The organism is Exiguobacterium sp. SH0S2, assembly GCF_004337185.1.
Classification (GTDB): Bacteria; Bacillota; Bacilli; order Exiguobacteriales; family Exiguobacteriaceae; genus Exiguobacterium; species Exiguobacterium aurantiacum_A.
On record NZ_SJVB01000001.1, the window covers coordinates 62,313 to 79,744 of the forward strand.

Below are 17,432 nucleotides of genomic sequence, written 5' to 3' on the forward strand. Positions count from 1 at the left end.
TTAGCGTCTAGAAATATGATCAATGTTTTCTTGGATTTCGCCGACTTTGCTCTTCGCTTCACGGAGTCGTCGTTCGAACGCCTCTGTGTCGCGTTTCTCATCACGCGATTCATCTTTGCCGCGCTTTGGTCCTTTTGTGGAGCGATGGAGATGGGTCGCTTTCATCAAGCGTTTTTTAAACGTTGAATCGCTCATAAGGACACCCCCCTTCCATACTATATAAGTTCCACATAAGGAAGAAGGCGAAACGTTTGAACACTCACGAAGCAAGTAAACGTCGGACTTGCGAATTTGCCGAGACTTTGACGGCGATGGCTGCGGCGAGCACCGCTTTAATGACGTCGCCGAAGATGAACGGGATGTTCACTTTAAGCGCATCGATAAACGATAGACCGAATACGGCTTGGAGGCCAAGGCTGCCGACGAGATAGACGAAACCGAGACCAATCAACAAGTTGTAGGCAACGAGGGCGGGGAAAGAGCGATATCGCTCCGACAACCACCCGATCAAGTAAGCAGCAATTGGGAACGCGATCAAATAACCGACCGTCGGGCCGACGAACGGAGCCAAGCCGCCGGAACCGCTGAGCACCGGGAGACCGATCATTCCGAGAAGTAGATAGACGACGACGGCGAGTCCGCCTTTTTTGGCACCGAGAATGGCGCCGATCGTCATGATGCCGAGCATTTGTAGCGTGATCGGGACGGGTCCGATCGGGATGGCGACAGAACCGATACTAGCTAGCAATGCGGCACCGATGGCCACTTGTGTCAAATCATGAATTTTCATATGTAAACCTCATTTCTGTTAACGTTGACTACATATAGGTTAACATCTAGTGATTTACGTTGGCAAGCATAAAATGAGCACCTGGTCATGATTGGCCAGGTGCTTTCGTGTCAACTCGTTGGTTGATGAAGTTTGGTGGCCGCTTCCGTAAGTTGCGTCCGTACCGCATCGAAGCCGGTCCCGCCGTAGCTATTCCGGCGTTTGACGGCCGTGACCGGTGAGAGTGCCTCGTAGACGTCAGTCCCGATCAAAGTGGAGTGAGTTTGATACGTCTCTAAAGGAAGCTCTGACAAGTAGAGGCGCTGCTCGATACAGTAGCGGACGAGCGTACCCGTCACTTCGTGGGCCTCGCGGAACGGCAGTCCTTTCGCGGTCAAGTAGTCGGCGAGCTCGGTCGCGTTCGAAAAATCGCGCTCGGTCGCTTGTTTCATCGTGTCGGCGTGGAACGTCATGTCTTGAATCATGCCGGTCATGATGCTCAAACTACCTTGAAGTGTCTTGACCGTGTCGAACATACCTTCCTTATCTTCTTGCAAGTCCTTGTTGTAAGCGAGCGGTAGACCTTTCATGATCGTGAGTAGACCCATCAGGTTACCGATGACACGACCCGATTTGCCGCGGACGAGCTCGGCCATGTCGGGGTTTTTCTTTTGCGGCATCATGCTCGAACCGGTCGAGAACACGTCTGAGATCGTGATGAATTTAAATTCTTCGCTGCTCCACAAAATAAGTTCCTCGCAAAACCGTGACAAGTGCATCATCAGGAGTGATGCGTTTGATAAATATTCTAAGATGAAATCACGGTCGCTGACCGCGTCGAGGCTGTTCGGATAGACCCGACTGAAACCGAGCAGCTCGGCCGACCGATGACGGTCGATCGGGAACGTCGTCCCGGCGAGCGCACCGGCACCGAGCGGACTCATATCGATCCGTTTCAAACTGTCACTGAAGCGTTCCTTGTCACGGTCGAGCATCCAAAAATATGCGAGCAAATGGTGGGCGAGCGAGACCGGTTGTGCCCGTTGCAAGTGCGTGTAGCCTGGCATGATTGTCTCGACGTTGTTTGCCGCATGGTTATAGAGCGCCGTCTGTAGTGCTTCAATGCCTTCGATCGTCTCACCGACGCGACGCTTCAAATACAGGTGCATGTCGGTCGCAACTTGGTCGTTTCGACTGCGTGCCGTATGCATCTTCCCGGCGACCGGACCGATTTCCTCGCGAAGTAACGACTCGAGGTTCATGTGGATGTCTTCATGGAACACGCTGAACGACAGCTCGCCGGCTTGTGCTTTCTCAGCGAGGGTGTTCAGACCGCCGATGATCTGTTCGGACTCGTCAGCGGTTAAAATGTGCTGGTCCCCGAGCATCGTCACATGGGCGATGCTCCCTTCGATATCTTCTAGCACGAGCTGGGCGTCGAAATGGATCGAGGCACCAAACTCATCGACCCATTCGCTCGCTGTCTGCTCGAACCGTCCCCCCCATAGTTTACTCATGGGGCATCAATCCTTTCTCGGCTAACACTTCGGCCTGGACTTTTGTCGGTAGGCCCCAAAGTTTGATGAAGCCGACGGCAGCCTGTTGGTCGAACGTATCGGCTGACGTGTACGTGGCAAGTTGTTCATCATAGAGCGAGATCGGCGACTTCCGTCCGTCGACGATGGCTTGACCTTTGAACAGTTTCATCCGCACCGTTCCGGTCACCGTCTGTTGTGTCTCATCGATGAAGGCGAGGAGTGCTTTCGTGAGCGGTGAATACCACAGGCCATTATAGATCGTCTCGGTCAATTTTTGTTCGACAATCGGTTTGAAATGGGCGACTTCACGAACGAGCGTCAACGCCTCGAGCGCGTGGTGTGCCGTGATCAACGTCATCGCCCCAGGTGCCTCATACACTTCACGCGACTTGATACCGACGACCCGGTTCTCGATATGATCGATCTTGCCGATCCCGTGGGCGCCGGCGGCGATGTTTAATTGTTCAAGGATCGACGTGAACGTCGCTGGTTTCCCATCGAGGGCGACCGGGACGCCTTGTTTGAATTCAATCTCGACGTACGTTGGTTCATGCGGCGTATCCTCGAGCGGCGCCGTCAATTCATAGGCGCTTGCTGGCGGAGCGGCCCACGGGTCTTCGAGGATGCCACACTCGACGGCACGACCCCAAATATTTTGGTCGATCGAGAACGGTTCTGCTTGCACGATCGGAATCGGGATATCGTGTTTGGCGGCGTAGGCGATTTCTTCCTCCCGCGACCATTTCCATTCCCGGACCGGTGCGATGATTTCGAGCGACGGGTCGAGCGCGTGGATCGATACTTCGAACCGGACTTGATCGTTGCCTTTGCCGGTACAGCCGTGAGCGACAGCGACGGCTCCTTCGGCTTGTGCGACCTCGACTAGCTTTTTCGAGATGAGCGGCCGTGATAAGGCGGAGACGAGCGGATAGACACCTTCGTACATCGTGTGAGCCTGCATCGAGTAACGAGCGAAGTCATTGACGAACTCATCAACGGCATCGATGACGACTGATTTGACGGCGCCGACCTTGAGCGCTTTCTGTTGGATATGCTCCAAATTTTTGCCTTCCCCGACGTTCAAACAACAAGCGATGACGTCATACCCTTGTTCGTTCAACCATTTGATGGCGACCGAAGTATCCAATCCACCTGAATAAGCTAATACGAGTTTTTGTTTCATTTCGTTGCACCCCTTATACATAATTATTCATCTGTTTTTATAAATATACAACTTACATTAAAGGATGCTGGGGTGGAAAGCAATGGTTTTCCTAAAAAAAAAAAGAACCACTTATGAAAAGTGGTTCGTCACTGAATGATCTCGAGTTCTGGCATCCATTGTTTCATATGCTCGCTCGTCTCGTTGAATAGCTCAGGTTTGGCGGACTGGAGAGGGACGACCTCGAAATGGCCCGCGCTCGATTGCCGTGTGAACGTCGGATAGAACATCGGGTTCGTGAGCTCAAACGTCGATTCGCCGTCGATGGTTGTCTTGACGATGTCGATACCGACGATGCCGCCCGTATTCCGCTCATCGCCTTGCTGGCCAGACAAGAAGTTTCCGAGTGAGTAGGCGACGAACGTTCGATTGCCTGCAGCGCCGTCGACCCAGGCCGTCGGCTGCAGGACGTGCGGATGATGGCCGATGATGATATCGACACCAAGATCGGACAGTTGTTGGACGAGTGTTTCTTGCGTTTCGTTCGGGAGCGGCTCGTACTCATTCCCGAAGTGGAGTGCGACGACGGTCAGCTCGGCGGTTTGTTCGGCCGCCTCGATATCTCGTTTCATCGCTTCGACGTCAATGTAATTGACGTGATACGGCTGCTTCGGCACGACACCGTTCGTCCCATACGTGTAGGCGAGGAACGCAAACGAGATGTCGTTCGCGGTCAGCGTCCGGACGTTGGCTTTATCTGCTTCGGATAAGAACGAACCGGTATACGGCATATCGATCGAGTTCCAGTAGGCGATTGAATTCTCAATCGCTTTCACGCCGCGGTCGAGCGTGTGATTGTTCGCTGTCGTCACGAGGTCGATGCCTGCTTCTTGCAACGCATCACCGATCTCGTAGGGGCTATTGAAGGCAGGGTAACTCGACAACCCGATGTCACTGCCGCCGATCATGCTCTCTTGGTTGGCAACGGTAATGTCGGCTTCGGCCAAAGCGGGCGCAACTTTTTCAAACGCGGGGGTGAAGTCATAGCCGTCACCGCTCTTGGCGGCGTTGTAGACGGAGTCGTGCAATAAAATATCGCCGATCGCGTAAATGGACGTCGTCGTCACGACCGGTTCCGGTTCTTCGGGCACGGTATCAACCGGTTGTTCCGTCTCGACCGGCGGATTCTCAGTTTGCTCGGGTTGCGTAGTTTCGACATCGGCTGAGGTGCAGCCGAACAGGAAAAGGAGGGACAAAAGCAGGGCAGGTTGTTTTAGCAAGATCACTCGTTTCAAGTGAGTGGTCACTTCCTTTCGTTTGAAATCGAACGTGTATATAGAGGAGTTCGGCAAAAGCGCTAAATCTCCTTTTGTCACGACAGACAAAAAAGTACCGGGGTAGTGGATCCCGGTACTTTGTGCGGTTCAGATGCCTTCTTTTTTCAATATGTGCTCCATCTGTTCAAACTCGTTCGTGATTGTCGTGCTTGGTGGCGGTGTCATCAAACTGACGACATAGATGGCAAGCGCCGACAAGAAGAACGCTGGAATCATCTCATACAGTTCACCGACGGTCCCGAACCAGTCGCTGGCGAAGTTCTTCCAGACGATGACGATAAATGCACCCGTCAACATGCCCGCGAGTGCGCCTTGGCGCGTCGTCCGCTTCCAAAACAAGCTGAACAAGATGAGCGGGCCGAACGAGGAACCAAAACCGGCCCAAGCGTAGCCGACGAGGTTCAAGATCGTATCATCAGCACCGAAGGCGAGCCAAATCGAGACGACCGAGACGAGAATGACGGTGATCCGGCCGACCATGACGAGTTCACGGTCACCTGCCTGTTTGCGGAAAAACTTCTGATAGAAATCGGTCGTCGCCGCACTAGACGAGACGAGCAACTGCGACGAGATGGTCGACATGATGGCGGCAAGCAGTGCCGCGAGTAACACGCCCGTGATCAAGTCGATGAATAATAGGTCTGATAGATTGATGAAAATATTTTCTGGATTGTCGATCTCAAGTCCTTGCTGCGTGTAGTAGGCGAGACCGATCAATCCGGTCGCCATCGCCCCGACGACGGTGAAGAGCATCCACGAGATACCGATCCGGCGGGCGGTCTTAATATCTTGTAATTTTTCGATGGCCATAAAGCGGACGATGATATGTGGTTGTCCGAAGTAACCGAGCCCCCAGGCGAATAGAGACACGATCCCGATGAACGATTGGCCCGTCCACGGATCGAGCAGCGCCGAATCGATATCACCAATCGTTTGGAGCGCGTTCGAGACGCCATCAGTCGCCGTGATCGCGATCGCCGGAACGAAAATGAGCGCGAACAACATGATCAGTCCTTGGACGAAGTCCGTCCAACTGACAGCGAGGAACCCGCCGATGAACGTATACAGGATGATGATCGACGCTAAAATCAAGACGCCCGTCACAAATTCGATGCCGAAGACGGCGTTGAACAACCGGCCGCCGGCCACGAATCCGCTCGTCGCGTACAGTGTGAAGAAAATCAAGGTGACGGCGGCTGAGAACGTCCGCAGCGTGCCCCGAGAATCTTTGAACCGCTTTTCGAAGAAGTCTGGAATCGTGATCGCATCTTCTGACAAATACGAATACGTGCGTAAACGCGGGGCGACGAGGAGCCAGTTCAAGTAGGCGCCGATCGTCAACCCGATGACGATCCACCCACTCGAGAGACCGGTCGCGAACATGGCGCCCGGCAAGCCCATCAGTAGCCAACCGCTCATGTCAGATGCCCCGGCCGACAAGGCGGCTACGCCTGGACCGAGCCCTCTTCCTCCGAGCATATAGTCGCCGATGCTCTCTGTACGGCGATAGGCGACGACGCCAAGTACGACCATGAGCACCATGTAAATCGTGATGGAAACTAAAATCCCATTCATGTAACAGCCCCCTCATTCAGTTGTGAAAACGTTTTCAAAATCTATATCTTATACCTTGACAAGATTTTGTCACAAAATTGAATCGGCTGCACGTTTATTTTTCATCATTGACTAAAATAACAAAAAATCATTTGGCGGGGCAGTCGATCAGATGGTCGTTGACGAGACCGGTCGCTTGCAGATGGGCGTAAACGGTCGTCGGACCGAGAAATTTAAAGCCGCGTCGTTTCAAGTCTGTGCTCAAGCGATGCGATAGCTCCGTCGTCACCGGAACCTCTTCGACCGACGTCCAGTCGTTGTTGATGACCCTTCCGTCGACGAACGACCAGATGTACGCATCGAATGTACCGAACTCGTGCTGGATCTCGAGAAACCGTTTGGCGTTGTTGATCGACGCTTCAATCTTGCGGCGATTACGGACGATGCCATCGTTTGACAGCAGCCGTTCGATGTCGACATCGGTATAGTCGGCGACACGCGTGACATCGAAATCGGCATACGCACGCCGATAGTTCTCACGCTTCCGTAAGATGGTGATCCAGCTGAGCCCTGCCTGCGCGCTCTCGAGCGTCAAACATTCGAAATGTTTCTTGTCATCGTGGACCGGCTTGCCCCATTCCTCGTCATGATACCGAACGTAGTCCGGGTCTGTGCCGCACCAAGGGCAGCGTGACGTCTCTTCCATGTTGCTTTCATCTCCTTTTCGTTGTCGATTCATTTTAGCACGTCGGAACGATTGCCGACGTTCATGGACGGGTATAATACGTCATATTGGAGGTTGATGGATTTATGCGAGATTGGATGATCAGTATCATTGAACAGTACGGTTATTTCGGCATCGCGTTCATGATCTTTATCGAGAACGTGTTCCCGCCGATCCCGTCAGAAGTCGTCTTGCTGTTCGGTGGGTTCTTTGCGGTCAAAACAAACTTGATTGTCTGGGTCGTCGTCTTGGCGGCGACAGCGGGTGCCATTTTAGGAGCGGTCTTGTTGTATGGCATCGGATTATATTTAGACGTCGAACAAATCGAGCGGTGGACGAAACGACACGGGAAGTGGATTCGACTCGATATCGATGACGTCCGAAAAGCGGACGCGTGGTTTGACCGCTATGGCGGCTGGATGGTCTTTTTTGGTCGGCTCATGCCGGTCGTTCGGAGTTTGATCTCGCTGCCGGCCGGTATGTCGAACATGCCGTTCCTTAAATTTTTGCTGTTGAGCACAGCCGGAACGGTGATCTGGAATTCGATTCTGATTTATATTGGAATTCGGGTCGGGGAGAACTGGGAATCGATCTTAGGCTATCTCGACGTGTATTCATACGTGATGTACGCGCTTCTCGTCATCGCGATCATCGCTTTCGTCTTGTGGCGGAAGCGGCGGAAACGGAAACAGTCGAACAAAGCGTCGTCGGTTTGATGGCGACTAAAAAACGGGTCCTCCTAAGAGGGCCCGTTATTTTTGGAGTTCAGGATGGTCGTTCAAAATCTGTTCGCGCAACTGCTTCATCTTCGTGATGATTTGCGAACGCGTCTCCCGGAACGCTTCGAGCGGCTGACCGGAAGGGTCGTCGAGCCCCCAGTCGTCCCGATATGTCGTCGGTACGTACGGACACTCGACCCCGCAACCCATCGTAATCAAATAGTCGAGCCGGTCCGGAATCTCGTCAAGCCGTTTCGGGTGTTGACCCGACGGATCAAGACCGATCTCCCGGACGGCCTCGAGCGCGAGCGGCTTTACTTCCGGATAATCTTCCGTGCCGGCTGAGTGGACGCGGGCGATATCTCCGAGCACATCGCGTCCGATCGCCTCTGCCATTTGAGAGCGGCATGAGTTATGAATACATACGAAGGCAACTTCAACCATGAGTTTTCAGTCTCCTTTATCGGTTTGGTCAGGTTTTCTATCAGTTTCCTCGGGTAAGACTCTTTTGAGCGTCTGCTCCGTCTTCGCCGCTAAACTTTCAGAGAAGCGGAACAAGACGATGCCAATGATGGCGGAAACGAAAATGTATAATCCGACGAACAAGTTGATGGCACCGTTCGAGAGCGCGGTGAAAAGAATCGAGAACTCGCCTCGAGGTGCGAGCGAGAAACCGGCCTCGTTCGCTTGAACCCGCGTCAACCCGTACAGCCTGCCGCCGACACGGCCGACGATCCACTTCGACAGCACGCCCCAGACGATCAAGACGAAGAAGAGCGTGTTGATGATCACTCCTTGCTCGAGGTTGATCGAGATTCCGAATGAGATGAAAAAAATCGGTAAGAACAAATCACGGACCGGTACGGTCAGACGTTTCAACGGTCTGACGTCGTGAATGCCGGCCAACATGATCCCCGCGATGAACGCTCCGAGTATCTCCGATAACCCGAATATCATGCCGATGCCCGCGAAGAATAAGATCAAGCCGATCAAGCCGATGCTCGCATCGTCCTGACGTAGCAGGTGCTTCGCGATCTTCGGTTGTTTCGTGACGAAGCGTGATCCGACAAACAATAATACCCCGAACACGAGGAAACCGACGAACACTTTGCCGATGTCAGAGAAAGCAATCGGTTCGTCTTGAATGATGAACGGAGCGACGGTCAAAATGAGTGGTGCGAAGATGTCTTCAAAGATGAGCAAGGCGAGCACGAATTCTTTAATATCTTCGTGCTTGTCCGGGTTCCGTTCGAGCAACCGGGCCGAGATGGACGAGCTCGTCGCATAAAGGACGGCCCCGATCAAGAAAGCTTGCGGAAAATCGAGCCCGAACAGCAAAGCGATGCCGATCGTGACACCAAACGCGAGCACGATGTCTAAAACGCCTGCTTTCCAAACTTGTTTCATTCGCTTGACGAGCTCTGTTAACGGGAACTTCAGTCCGAGCAAGAAAAACAATAAGATGATCCCAATCTCACCGGCGACCTTGAACACTTCGTTCCCATCCCAGAAGAAGCCGACGGCGACCCCGATCGCGATAAATGCCAATATACTCGGGAAGAAGAGTCGCTCGATGATGAGGCTAAGAACGGAGATGACGGTCAGTCCTAAACCGAGTAAAACGATAATATTCAATAGTTCCATACGTCACCCCTTTGTGACGAGTCGCCGTCCACAGCGACTAGTCTTGATTCCACTGGTACTCCATGCCGACCGATTCTGGCCGCGAATAGTCAAAACCGAAATGCTTGTACAGCCCGTCGGCCGGGATGTCGGCAATCAAGCTGATGATGGCCGTCTCGTCCGCTTCTTTCAAGATCCAGTCCATCAAATGTTCCATGATCAGCTTCCCGAGCCCAAGGCCTTGGCAATCCGGGTCGACGACGATATCGGCCAGATGGAATACCATCCCCCCGTCCCCGACGACGCGACCCATGCCGACCATCTCATCGTTTCTATATAGGCACACACCGAATAGCGTGTTGGCCAGTCCTTTAATCGTTCCTTTGTCTGAACGCTTTGGCATTCCGGCCTTGACCCTGAGCTGTTGATGTTGCTCCGGTGTCGGTGTTTCAATCCGTACCTCGACTTCATTTACCATAAGATGAGTCCCCCTCCACACAAGTTGTAATTGTTTTCCCGCTATATTGAATTCATAAACCTTGATTTCATAAAGCCTTTGTCCGAATAATGAAAGAAAATGGAAAGGGTGTGGCGGCCAAATGTTTGAGAACCAATCGATTTTGCCCGCGCTTCGTGATATGCGGGATGTAGAAATTTTTCTGGAAAGTGAATTCGCCATCGGCGTCTTGCTTGAGATCCACATATCGCGTCTCGATGCGGTCTTTCGGTTGCTTGAGACGCACGGTAAGCAGGTCTTCGTCCATCTCGATTTGATCCAAGGATTGAAGGCCGACGAGTTCGCGACCGAATATATTTGTCAGTCGTATAAACCGTACGGCATCATCTCGACGAAAGGGAATGTGATCCTAAAGGCGAAACAAAAACAAGTCAAGACCGTGCAACGCCTATTTTTGATCGATTCGAGCTCGCTCGAAAAAAGCTATCGGTTAATCAATCGGACGCAACCTGATTACATCGAGGTCTTGCCGGGGCTCGTCCCTAAATACATCCGGCTCGTCAAAGAACAGACGGGTATCCCCGTGTTCGCGGGCGGATTGATTACGTCGCTAGACGAAGTTGAGCAAGCACTCGCGGCCGGAGCGACGGTCGTGACGACGTCCGATCAAACGCTTTGGCGTACGGCAGGACTTAAGTAAGCACATTCCGGGTAAATGATTTCGAGGGGGGATAGACGATGAAACAGACAATGATCATTACAGGAGTCAGTCAAGGGATCGGTTACGCGCTCGCGCATCATTTTGCGGAGTCTTATCACGTCATCGGACTCGACATCGGAGAGGACCCGTTGCTTCGTGATGTGACGTTCATACAGATGGATTTAGGCAACCATGAGGACGTGTCCAACACTTTCAAGAAGATTGGACAAGACTTCGGTGTCGTACATATTCTAATCAATAATGGGGGCGTGTCGTCACTTGAGACCCCGATTGAAGAGTTGGACGTCGAGACGTTTAAACATGTCATCGATGTCAACCTTGTCGGGACGTTTGCTTGTTCAAAAGCATTTTTGACGCTAAATGAAGGGGCGGAGTATGGACGCATCATCAATCTCGCCTCGACGCGCGCGCACCAAAACGAGCCGGACTGGGAAGCGTACGGAGCGTCAAAAGGCGGGATTGTCGCATTGACCAATTCGATGGCCGTCTCGCTCGCGTCTCGACCGGTTACGGTGAACGCGATCAGCCCAGGTTGGATCCATACGTCCGACGAACCGTTGCGAGACGTCGACCATCGTCAACATCCGTCGGGCCGGGTCGGTACGACGACAGATATCGTCCGTGCCGTTACGTACTTGATCGATCCGATGAACGATTTCGTGAACGGACATAACCTCGTCGTCGATGGTGGAATGACAAAGAAAATGATTTACGAGTCTTGATGAAGTCTGCCGGTAGGACCATTACCCTATATTTTAAATGCGGATGTGAGTGATAAGTCCTAGTCATGGGTATAACAGGAAGGAGTGAGTAAACAAATTTGAAGGGGGAAGCGTCGTGCACCAGCTGATCGAAGAGGCTTTACGCTTTGCGGCCGTCCGTCATGACGGACAGTTTCGCAAAGGGACGAACATTCCGTATGTGACCCACCCGGTCGCCGTCTCGATGTTGCTCGTCGAAGACCGGCAGCCGATTCCGGTCGTAGCGGCCGGACTGCTCCATGACTTACTAGAAGACACGCTGACGACGGCCGAGGAGATTGAACAGGAGTTCGGACGAGAAGTCGCCCGGTTAGTCCAAGCCGTTTCGGAACCGGGGAAGCATCACTCGTGGGAAGAACGTAAGCGGATGACGATTCAGAAAGTGCACACTCTCCAGTATGATGAAGTCGCGCTTCTAGCGGCAGACAAGTTACATAATCTGCGCTCAATCCGACTCGACATTGAGCGTGAAGGAAAGCAGGTGTGGGGACGATTCAAGCGGCCACTTCGTGATCAGTCTTGGTACTATCATGAGCTGCTCCACGCGCTTCAGCCTTTCAGTCAGACGACGAGTTTGATCGATGAATTTGAGATCGAGTTGAATTTGCTGTTCTACGGTGTCGAAGAAGACCGTGACGAGAAGTTGAACAAACTGTTCGATGTGATCGGGCATGGGTTCCACGAAGACGATTGGCTCCAAGAGTCGTCGACGCTTTGTCAAACTGCTTACGAGTTGAACGAGTCGATGCGGGAAGGCTATCGTCACGGCTCTGAAGCGGAAAGGCTTGAACTCGAAACGCTGAAAGACCAACTGCAAGACAGCGGTCTTAGACAAGACTTGTCAATTCCCGTCTTGCAAGCAATCAACGAATTATCTTACCGGGCCGCGCTCCGGTCTGAGGACGTCATCACGTTGTTGAAGTGAAATGATTGTCAAGTGACCTTGAACGTGTTATATTCGTCATGAACATGAGAAGGGGAGTAGCGACCACGAACGTGGTCGATGGGTCGTCATTACGGTGCGTATGCACTCGGTCCATCGAGCTTCTTACCAAGTCCGCAAGACCTTTTTATGGATGCGTTTTCGGCGTCCATAAAAAGGTCTTTTTGAATTCATGAAAAGGGGAGAAAAATTTACATGGTATTTATTTACTTTATTTTGGCCGCTGCGATTACAGTGTATGCTGCCATAAAATTATCGACGTACGCTGATGTCATCAGTGAGAAGTCGACGATGAGCGGGATGCTCGTCGGGACGGTCTTGCTTGCAGGTGCGACGTCACTTCCGGAAGTGACGACGAGCGTATCCGCCGTCTTGATCAACAACCCGGATATCGCGATCGGGAACATGCTCGGTTCGAACTTGTTCAACATCTTCATTTTGGCGATGTTCGATCTATTTTATCGTCAAAAGCGACTGTTCAATGACGCAAGTCGAGACCACCTATATACGGCCAGTCTCGGATTGATGTTGACGCTCGTCACGATGATCGCGCTCATCGTCCGGATTGATTATACGGTACTAGGCATTGGCATTGACGCGATATTAATTGCCGTCTTGTATGCGATTGGGATTTACTATATCGGGAAGCGGCCTCAAGAACCGACGGCCGAACGAGAAGTCGAGCAAGAAGTCGGTGCGAGCGTGACTGATACGATTTCAGTGAAACAAGCCGGCGTCGGGTTTGTTATCGCGGCACTCGTCATCATGGCGGCCGGGACGGCGCTGTCGATCACGGGTGACCAGATCGCTGTCGTCACAGGGCTCGGTTCAAGCTTCGTCGGTAGTTTCTTGATTGCGGCGTCGACGTCGCTGCCTGAAGCGGTCGCGGTATTCGTCGCCTTGAAACTCGGTAACGTCAACTTGGCGTTCGGTTCGATCTTAGGGAGCAACATCTTCAACATGCTCATCATCGCCATGTCGGACGTATTTTATCAGAACGGGTCGATTTTAGCGGATGTGTCGGCATCACACTTGGTCACGGCGATCGGGATCACGATTCTGTCGATCTTGGTCATGTACAGCGTCCTTCGCAAAGAAGTGACATCGAAAGTCAGATACGCCCTTCCTTCGATTCTCGTCGTCTTCGTCTACGCCGTTTCTTCATATCTCATCTTTACCGGATGAATCATCAGCTCGTCTGTGTGACGTGATGGCGCAAAGCCATCACGTTTTTTTTCTTGTCTCGGTATCACTTTCGTCTGACTGGGGTATAAGAGGAAAGAAGGAGGGGTGGCGATGCAAATGCATGCCGTGGAACGTTTAGACGACTATGTCGTATTGATACCGGCCTATAACCCTGATCAAGCGCTCGTCACACTGGTCCAGGAGTTGAAGGACAAAGGGTTCGTCCATGTCATCGTCGTGAACGACGGCAGTGCCGATACGTGCCGTGCCGTGTTTGATGACGTAAAGGCGGACGTCTCCGCTGTGCTCGAGCATGAACAAAATGCCGGTAAAGGCGCAGCGCTAAAGACCGGGCTCCGCCACATCGTCGATGCGTACCCTGAGACGACCGGCGTGATCACCGTCGATGCGGACGGACAACATCTGCCGGCGGACGTCCGTAACCTGTACGATGAAGGGGTGAAGTGGCCGCATCATCTGATCATGGGTTGTCGTGATTTCTCGTCGCCTGCGATTCCGTTCCGGAGCCGGTTCGGCAATCAAATGACGAGATTTGTCATGTTGCTCGGCAGCGGTCTCCGTCTGAACGACACACAGACCGGACTGCGGGCGATTCCGCTCCGCTATGCCAAGCAACTGATCGATATTCCGGGCAACCGCTATGAGTTCGAGATGAACATGTTGACGTTCACGAAACGATTGCAAGTACCGATTCATCAAACACCGATCGAAACGGTATACGTTGACGAGAACGCGTCTTCACATTTTCGTCCAGTCATCGATTCGATTCTCATTTATCGCATGTTTTTGGCCTATTCTTTATCATCAGTCGCTTCATTCTTAATGGACATCGGCGTTTACGCGTTGTTGATTTTCTTATTGAATCCATGGTTCGAATCAGTCCATGTCATCGTGGCGACGGTTTTGGCGCGAATCGTGTCTTCGTTATTCAATTATTACGTCAACCGGAAAGTCGTCTTCAAATCGAAAGCGAAGCGCTCGATGTTGAAATACTTTGGGCTGGTCGCTGTGCAGATGGCGCTGTCGGCGAGTCTCGTCTACGTGTTGTTCCTGCTGTTCCGGGACGGCGAGGTCATCCTCAAGGTCGCCGTCGACAGTGTGTTGTTCGTATTGAGTTACTACGTCCAAAAAAGATGGATCTTCAAACGCTAAAAGGCCCGACAGCTGTCGGGCCTTTCGTCAATAAGCGAGCGTTCCGAGTTTGACCGACGTGTAGCGGTGCAACTCGCGCACGTCGGTGATCCCGGTCTTGATCATCATGTCGCGCATGAGCAGGGCGCAGACGCGGGCGTCCTCGGCGGCATCGTGGTGGATGAACGGGACGTTCAAATGCTCGGCCATCGTGTTCAACTTATGGTTCGGTAGCCCCGGGTATAGCTTGCGGGACAACTTGACGGTGCAGCCGTATTCAATCGTCGGGAAAGTGAACAAGTCGTACTTGGCGATCGCTTTGCGGAGCGCACCCATGTCAAACGCGGCGTTATGGGCTATGACGACGTCGACGGCGTTCAGTGTCGGATAGAGCTGTTCGAGCACTTCGGGCAATGCCGGGGCGTCCCAGACGTCGCTCGGGCGAATCCCGTGGACGCGAATGTTGCCTTGGTCAAAGTCTTCCTCAGGATTGACGAGCAATTGGTTCGTCTCGACGACTTCACCGTCTGTAAGTAAACTCCAACCGACAGAGCAGATGCTCCGACTGTCGCGATTGGCCGTCTCGACGTCGATTGCTAGAATAGAATGTGGCATAAAAGTTCCTCTCTTCGTTAAAAATCTGTACAAAAAAAGTCTAACACAAGGTTAGACTGGAAAGCGATCATGCGGCCGAGAGGTGCCTACACGCCTCGGCGCAGCGCAAGCACGCCTCAGAGCAACGTTGGCAATGGTCGTATAAGTGACGCCCGCATTCGACGGCACACGTATCACACACTTGCGCGCAGAGCGCCGCGATCGGTCTTGTGAACGCAGAGTCAGTTTCGAGCGCGTTCAAGGTGAGTGTGGCGACTTCGGCACATTCTTTCGTCAACCGGATACATTCCGAGACCATCAGCAGGTCTTCTTCTTGTAAACATTTCGAGAAGCAATGGTTGCTCGCCCGGATACAATCGATCACGGCCAAAATCGTCTCTTCGACAGAGGCTCGGTTCATTGGAAGTCCCCCTTAAGATAAATGATGTCTTACAATCATTACCCGGTTCGTGTCGACTTAAACCGAGGCGGGGACACAAAAAAGCCGGCCCACATCAGTGGACCGACTTAAGGAATGGAGCATAGCGGGCTCGAACCGCTGACCTCCACGCTGCCAGCGTGGCGCTCTCCCAGCTGAGCTAATGCCCCGTTGGAAATTATTATATCATTCTAATAAATGATTTGGCAACAAGAAAAACGAAAGAAGTTTGAAAATCATTTTTTTGAAGTTTAATGAGCGCTAGAGCCGGGAAGAATAGACAGAATGTTATATTAAGAAAGCAGGTGCAACGTATGGAGATGATTTTGCTAGCGCTACTGCCCGCACTCATGTGGGGGAGTATCCCGCTTATCGTATCTATTGTCGGCGGCAAGCCGATTCAACAATTGATCGGCACGACGATCGGCGCGATGGTGATGGCGGTTGTCATCGCGCTCGTCTTCAAACCAGAGTTCACGACGCTCGCGATCGTGACTGGTTTCATTTCGGGTGTGTTCTGGGCGCTCGGACAGTACCTTCAGTTCCAGTCGTTCCAAATTTTAAGCGTCTCGAAAGCGATGCCGATCAGTACAGGGATGCAGCTTGTCGGGACATCACTGTTCGGAGTCATCGTTCTCGGGGACTGGAAGACATCGACCGAGCTATGGCTCGGCTTCTCGGCCCTCGTTTTGATCATCATCGGGGCCGTCATGACGTCATATCAACAAAATAAAGAATCGGACAGCAGTAGTGCTTTGAAAAAAGGGCTACTCGTGCTCCTCGTTTCGAGCATCGGTTACGTGACGTACGCCGTCCTGACCAACTACTTTGAAGTCGACGGCATCACCGCCATCCTACCGCAGTCACTCGGGATGTTCATCGCCGCGCTCTTGTTCAGCCTTCGTGAAAAAAATGTGAAAAAGTTTGATCCGAAAACGTTCAAGAACATCTTCGCCGGGCTTGCCTGGGGGATCGGGAACTTCGGGTTGTTCGTCTCGAGCGGAGAAGTCGGCATCGCCACGTCGTTCGCACTGTCTCAACTGAACGTCGTCGTCGCGACACTCGGTGGCATTTACTTGTTAAAAGAAGAAAAGACGTCGAAAGAACGTGTCTTCGTCTTTATGGGGATCGGTCTGATCGTGGTCGCTGGATTCATGCTCGGGCTCGCCAAGAGCTAAAAAAACGACGGGCATGGGGCCCGTCGTTGTCAGCTTGTCCACGTCTGGTCGATGAACTCGTCACGGCCAGATTGTTTCCGGTCCGCTTTATAGTGGGCCGGATTTTTTTTATGATAATCTTGATGATAGTCTTCGGCCGGGTAAAAGACGTCAGCCGGTAAGATTTTCGTCACGATCGGTTGTTTGAACTTTCCGCTCGCGGCGAGCGCGTCGCGACTCTGTTCTGCCGCCACGCGTTGCTCTTCCGTATGATAGAAGATGGCGGGCGCGTATTGTTGCCCGCGGTCTTGGAACTGGCCGCCGTCGTCGGTCGGATCAGTCTGAATCCAATACAATTCGAGCAGGCGCTCATATGAGAATTGAGAAGGATCGAACGTGATCTCGACGACCTCGTAGTGACCACTCGTGCCTGTCTTGACGTCTTTATACGTCGGATTGTTAACGTGTCCGCCTGTATAACCGGATACGATTCCTTCGATTCCTGGCTGTTCCTCGAACGGTGTCACCATGCACCAAAAACAACCACCTGCGAATGTAGCTTTTTCCAAAATAAAATCCCCCTCATGTTCATTCCAA

Annotated in this window: 20 protein-coding genes and 1 tRNA gene; 7 read left to right on the plus strand and 14 right to left on the minus strand. The window is 52.5% G+C overall.

The features are described from left to right. The 7 genes from EVJ21_RS00310 to EVJ21_RS00340 all read right to left on the minus strand — a co-directional run bounded on the left by EVJ21_RS00310 (position 1) and on the right by EVJ21_RS00340 (position 7,066). Entirely contained in the window at positions 1 to 195 is a 195-nt protein-coding gene (locus EVJ21_RS00310) for a hypothetical protein (RefSeq protein WP_016510851.1), read from the minus strand. Positions 196 to 259: 64 nt separating this feature from the next. Continuing rightward, on the minus strand, positions 260 to 790 hold the full coding sequence (locus EVJ21_RS00315; protein WP_016510846.1) for a biotin transporter BioY: 531 nt from the start codon (positions 788 to 790) through the stop codon (positions 260 to 262). A gap of 110 nt (positions 791 to 900) precedes the next feature. Further along, complete coding sequence (gene argH / locus EVJ21_RS00320; RefSeq protein WP_070327174.1) at positions 901 to 2,286, minus strand: argininosuccinate lyase; 1,386 nt, start codon at positions 2,284 to 2,286, stop codon at positions 901 to 903. Continuing rightward, a complete protein-coding gene (locus EVJ21_RS00325; RefSeq protein WP_070327175.1) occupies positions 2,279 to 3,490 on the minus strand; it encodes an argininosuccinate synthase in 1,212 nt (403 codons plus the stop codon). Before EVJ21_RS00325 ends, argH begins: the two co-directional genes overlap by 8 nt. 128 nt (positions 3,491 to 3,618) lie before the next feature. After that, positions 3,619 to 4,755, minus strand: a complete 1,137-nt coding sequence (locus tag EVJ21_RS00330) for a CapA family protein (RefSeq protein WP_236633716.1) — start codon at positions 4,753 to 4,755, stop codon at positions 3,619 to 3,621. A 138-nt stretch (positions 4,756 to 4,893) separates the two neighbouring features. After that, complete coding sequence (gene putP, locus EVJ21_RS00335) at positions 4,894 to 6,381, minus strand: sodium/proline symporter PutP (protein WP_131489698.1); 1,488 nt, start codon at positions 6,379 to 6,381, stop codon at positions 4,894 to 4,896. Between the two features lie 127 nt (positions 6,382 to 6,508). Then, positions 6,509 to 7,066: a DNA-3-methyladenine glycosylase I gene (locus EVJ21_RS00340; RefSeq protein WP_131489699.1), complete on the minus strand. Its 558-nt coding sequence runs from the start codon at positions 7,064 to 7,066 to the stop codon at positions 6,509 to 6,511. A gap of 104 nt (positions 7,067 to 7,170) precedes the next feature. Between EVJ21_RS00340 and EVJ21_RS00345 the strand changes: the two genes are divergently transcribed. Continuing rightward, a complete protein-coding gene (locus EVJ21_RS00345; RefSeq protein WP_131463598.1) occupies positions 7,171 to 7,800 on the plus strand; it encodes a DedA family protein in 630 nt (209 codons plus the stop codon). A 36-nt stretch (positions 7,801 to 7,836) separates the two neighbouring features. Here the strand turns inward: EVJ21_RS00345 and EVJ21_RS00350 are convergent, their stop codons facing one another. From EVJ21_RS00350 to EVJ21_RS00360, 3 genes are read right to left on the minus strand one after another with little or no spacing between them, the layout of a single operon-like run. After that, entirely contained in the window at positions 7,837 to 8,247 is a 411-nt protein-coding gene (locus EVJ21_RS00350; RefSeq protein ID WP_131489700.1) for an arsenate reductase ArsC, read from the minus strand. A 6-nt stretch (positions 8,248 to 8,253) separates the two neighbouring features. Next, complete coding sequence (locus EVJ21_RS00355; RefSeq protein WP_131463594.1) at positions 8,254 to 9,447, minus strand: cation:proton antiporter; 1,194 nt, start codon at positions 9,445 to 9,447, stop codon at positions 8,254 to 8,256. Between the two features lie 37 nt (positions 9,448 to 9,484). Further along, on the minus strand, positions 9,485 to 9,904 hold the full coding sequence (locus EVJ21_RS00360; protein WP_070327182.1) for a GNAT family N-acetyltransferase: 420 nt from the start codon (positions 9,902 to 9,904) through the stop codon (positions 9,485 to 9,487). 121 nt (positions 9,905 to 10,025) lie between these two features. On the opposite strand from EVJ21_RS00360, the gene EVJ21_RS00365 reads away from it, so the two are divergent. From EVJ21_RS00365 to EVJ21_RS00385, 5 genes are all read left to right on the plus strand, one after another. After that, positions 10,026 to 10,583 (plus strand): glycerol-3-phosphate responsive antiterminator, encoded by a 558-nt coding sequence (locus EVJ21_RS00365; RefSeq protein ID WP_131463592.1) that lies wholly within the window; start codon positions 10,026 to 10,028, stop codon positions 10,581 to 10,583. A gap of 38 nt (positions 10,584 to 10,621) precedes the next feature. Continuing rightward, complete coding sequence (locus EVJ21_RS00370; protein ID WP_131463590.1) at positions 10,622 to 11,326, plus strand: SDR family NAD(P)-dependent oxidoreductase; 705 nt, start codon at positions 10,622 to 10,624, stop codon at positions 11,324 to 11,326. Between the two features lie 115 nt (positions 11,327 to 11,441). Then, positions 11,442 to 12,290 (plus strand): HD domain-containing protein, encoded by an 849-nt coding sequence (locus EVJ21_RS00375; protein ID WP_131463588.1) that lies wholly within the window; start codon positions 11,442 to 11,444, stop codon positions 12,288 to 12,290. Positions 12,291 to 12,503: 213 nt separating this feature from the next. Then, on the plus strand, positions 12,504 to 13,493 hold the full coding sequence (locus EVJ21_RS00380; protein ID WP_131489701.1) for a sodium:calcium antiporter: 990 nt from the start codon (positions 12,504 to 12,506) through the stop codon (positions 13,491 to 13,493). 111 nt (positions 13,494 to 13,604) lie between these two features. Continuing rightward, positions 13,605 to 14,666 carry a bifunctional glycosyltransferase family 2/GtrA family protein gene (locus tag EVJ21_RS00385; protein WP_131463586.1) on the plus strand — a complete coding sequence of 354 codons (1,062 nt, stop codon included), beginning with the start codon at positions 13,605 to 13,607 and terminating at the stop codon, positions 14,664 to 14,666. 27 nt (positions 14,667 to 14,693) lie between these two features. On the opposite strand, the gene EVJ21_RS00390 is transcribed toward EVJ21_RS00385, so the two are convergent. The 3 genes from EVJ21_RS00390 to EVJ21_RS00400 form a co-directional block, all read right to left on the minus strand. Further along, entirely contained in the window at positions 14,694 to 15,260 is a 567-nt protein-coding gene (locus EVJ21_RS00390) for a 3'-5' exonuclease (protein ID WP_131463585.1), read from the minus strand. A gap of 67 nt (positions 15,261 to 15,327) precedes the next feature. After that, on the minus strand, positions 15,328 to 15,660 hold the full coding sequence (locus tag EVJ21_RS00395; protein ID WP_131463583.1) for a four-helix bundle copper-binding protein: 333 nt from the start codon (positions 15,658 to 15,660) through the stop codon (positions 15,328 to 15,330). 115 nt (positions 15,661 to 15,775) lie between these two features. Next, positions 15,776 to 15,848 (minus strand) — tRNA-Ala (locus EVJ21_RS00400). A 144-nt stretch (positions 15,849 to 15,992) separates the two neighbouring features. Here EVJ21_RS00400 and EVJ21_RS00405 point away from each other — a divergent pair. Beyond that, a complete protein-coding gene (locus EVJ21_RS00405; protein WP_131489702.1) occupies positions 15,993 to 16,856 on the plus strand; it encodes a GRP family sugar transporter in 864 nt (287 codons plus the stop codon). Between the two features lie 29 nt (positions 16,857 to 16,885). Here EVJ21_RS00405 and msrA read toward each other — a convergent pair whose 3' ends face one another. Next, positions 16,886 to 17,404, minus strand: coding sequence for a peptide-methionine (S)-S-oxide reductase MsrA (gene msrA, locus EVJ21_RS00410; protein ID WP_131463580.1), 519 nt, complete (start codon positions 17,402 to 17,404; stop codon positions 16,886 to 16,888). Positions 17,405 to 17,432: the final 28 nt, after the last annotated feature.

What these genes read in the sequence shown, in the direction of transcription:
- EVJ21_RS00365 (WP_131463592.1), top strand. Translation starts at nt 10,026, where the DNA reads ATGTTTGAGAACCAATCGATTTTGCCCGCGCTTCGTGATATGCGGGAT.
- EVJ21_RS00395 (WP_131463583.1), bottom strand. Translation starts at nt 15,660, where the DNA reads ATGAACCGAGCCTCTGTCGAAGAGACGATTTTGGCCGTGATCGATTGT.
- EVJ21_RS00355 (WP_131463594.1), bottom strand. Translation starts at nt 9,447, where the DNA reads ATGGAACTATTGAATATTATCGTTTTACTCGGTTTAGGACTGACCGTC.
- putP (WP_131489698.1), bottom strand. Translation starts at nt 6,381, where the DNA reads ATGAATGGGATTTTAGTTTCCATCACGATTTACATGGTGCTCATGGTC.
- argH (WP_070327174.1), bottom strand. Translation starts at nt 2,286, where the DNA reads ATGAGTAAACTATGGGGGGGACGGTTCGAGCAGACAGCGAGCGAATGG.
- EVJ21_RS00340 (WP_131489699.1), bottom strand. Translation starts at nt 7,066, where the DNA reads ATGGAAGAGACGTCACGCTGCCCTTGGTGCGGCACAGACCCGGACTAC.
- EVJ21_RS00405 (WP_131489702.1), top strand. Translation starts at nt 15,993, where the DNA reads ATGGAGATGATTTTGCTAGCGCTACTGCCCGCACTCATGTGGGGGAGT.
- EVJ21_RS00370 (WP_131463590.1), top strand. Translation starts at nt 10,622, where the DNA reads ATGAAACAGACAATGATCATTACAGGAGTCAGTCAAGGGATCGGTTAC.
- EVJ21_RS00385 (WP_131463586.1), top strand. Translation starts at nt 13,605, where the DNA reads ATGCAAATGCATGCCGTGGAACGTTTAGACGACTATGTCGTATTGATA.
- EVJ21_RS00350 (WP_131489700.1), bottom strand. Translation starts at nt 8,247, where the DNA reads ATGGTTGAAGTTGCCTTCGTATGTATTCATAACTCATGCCGCTCTCAA.
- EVJ21_RS00345 (WP_131463598.1), top strand. Translation starts at nt 7,171, where the DNA reads ATGCGAGATTGGATGATCAGTATCATTGAACAGTACGGTTATTTCGGC.
- EVJ21_RS00390 (WP_131463585.1), bottom strand. Translation starts at nt 15,260, where the DNA reads ATGCCACATTCTATTCTAGCAATCGACGTCGAGACGGCCAATCGCGAC.
- EVJ21_RS00325 (WP_070327175.1), bottom strand. Translation starts at nt 3,490, where the DNA reads ATGAAACAAAAACTCGTATTAGCTTATTCAGGTGGATTGGATACTTCG.
- EVJ21_RS00380 (WP_131489701.1), top strand. Translation starts at nt 12,504, where the DNA reads ATGGTATTTATTTACTTTATTTTGGCCGCTGCGATTACAGTGTATGCT.
- EVJ21_RS00310 (WP_016510851.1), bottom strand. Translation starts at nt 195, where the DNA reads ATGAGCGATTCAACGTTTAAAAAACGCTTGATGAAAGCGACCCATCTC.
- EVJ21_RS00315 (WP_016510846.1), bottom strand. Translation starts at nt 790, where the DNA reads ATGAAAATTCATGATTTGACACAAGTGGCCATCGGTGCCGCATTGCTA.
- EVJ21_RS00360 (WP_070327182.1), bottom strand. Translation starts at nt 9,904, where the DNA reads ATGGTAAATGAAGTCGAGGTACGGATTGAAACACCGACACCGGAGCAA.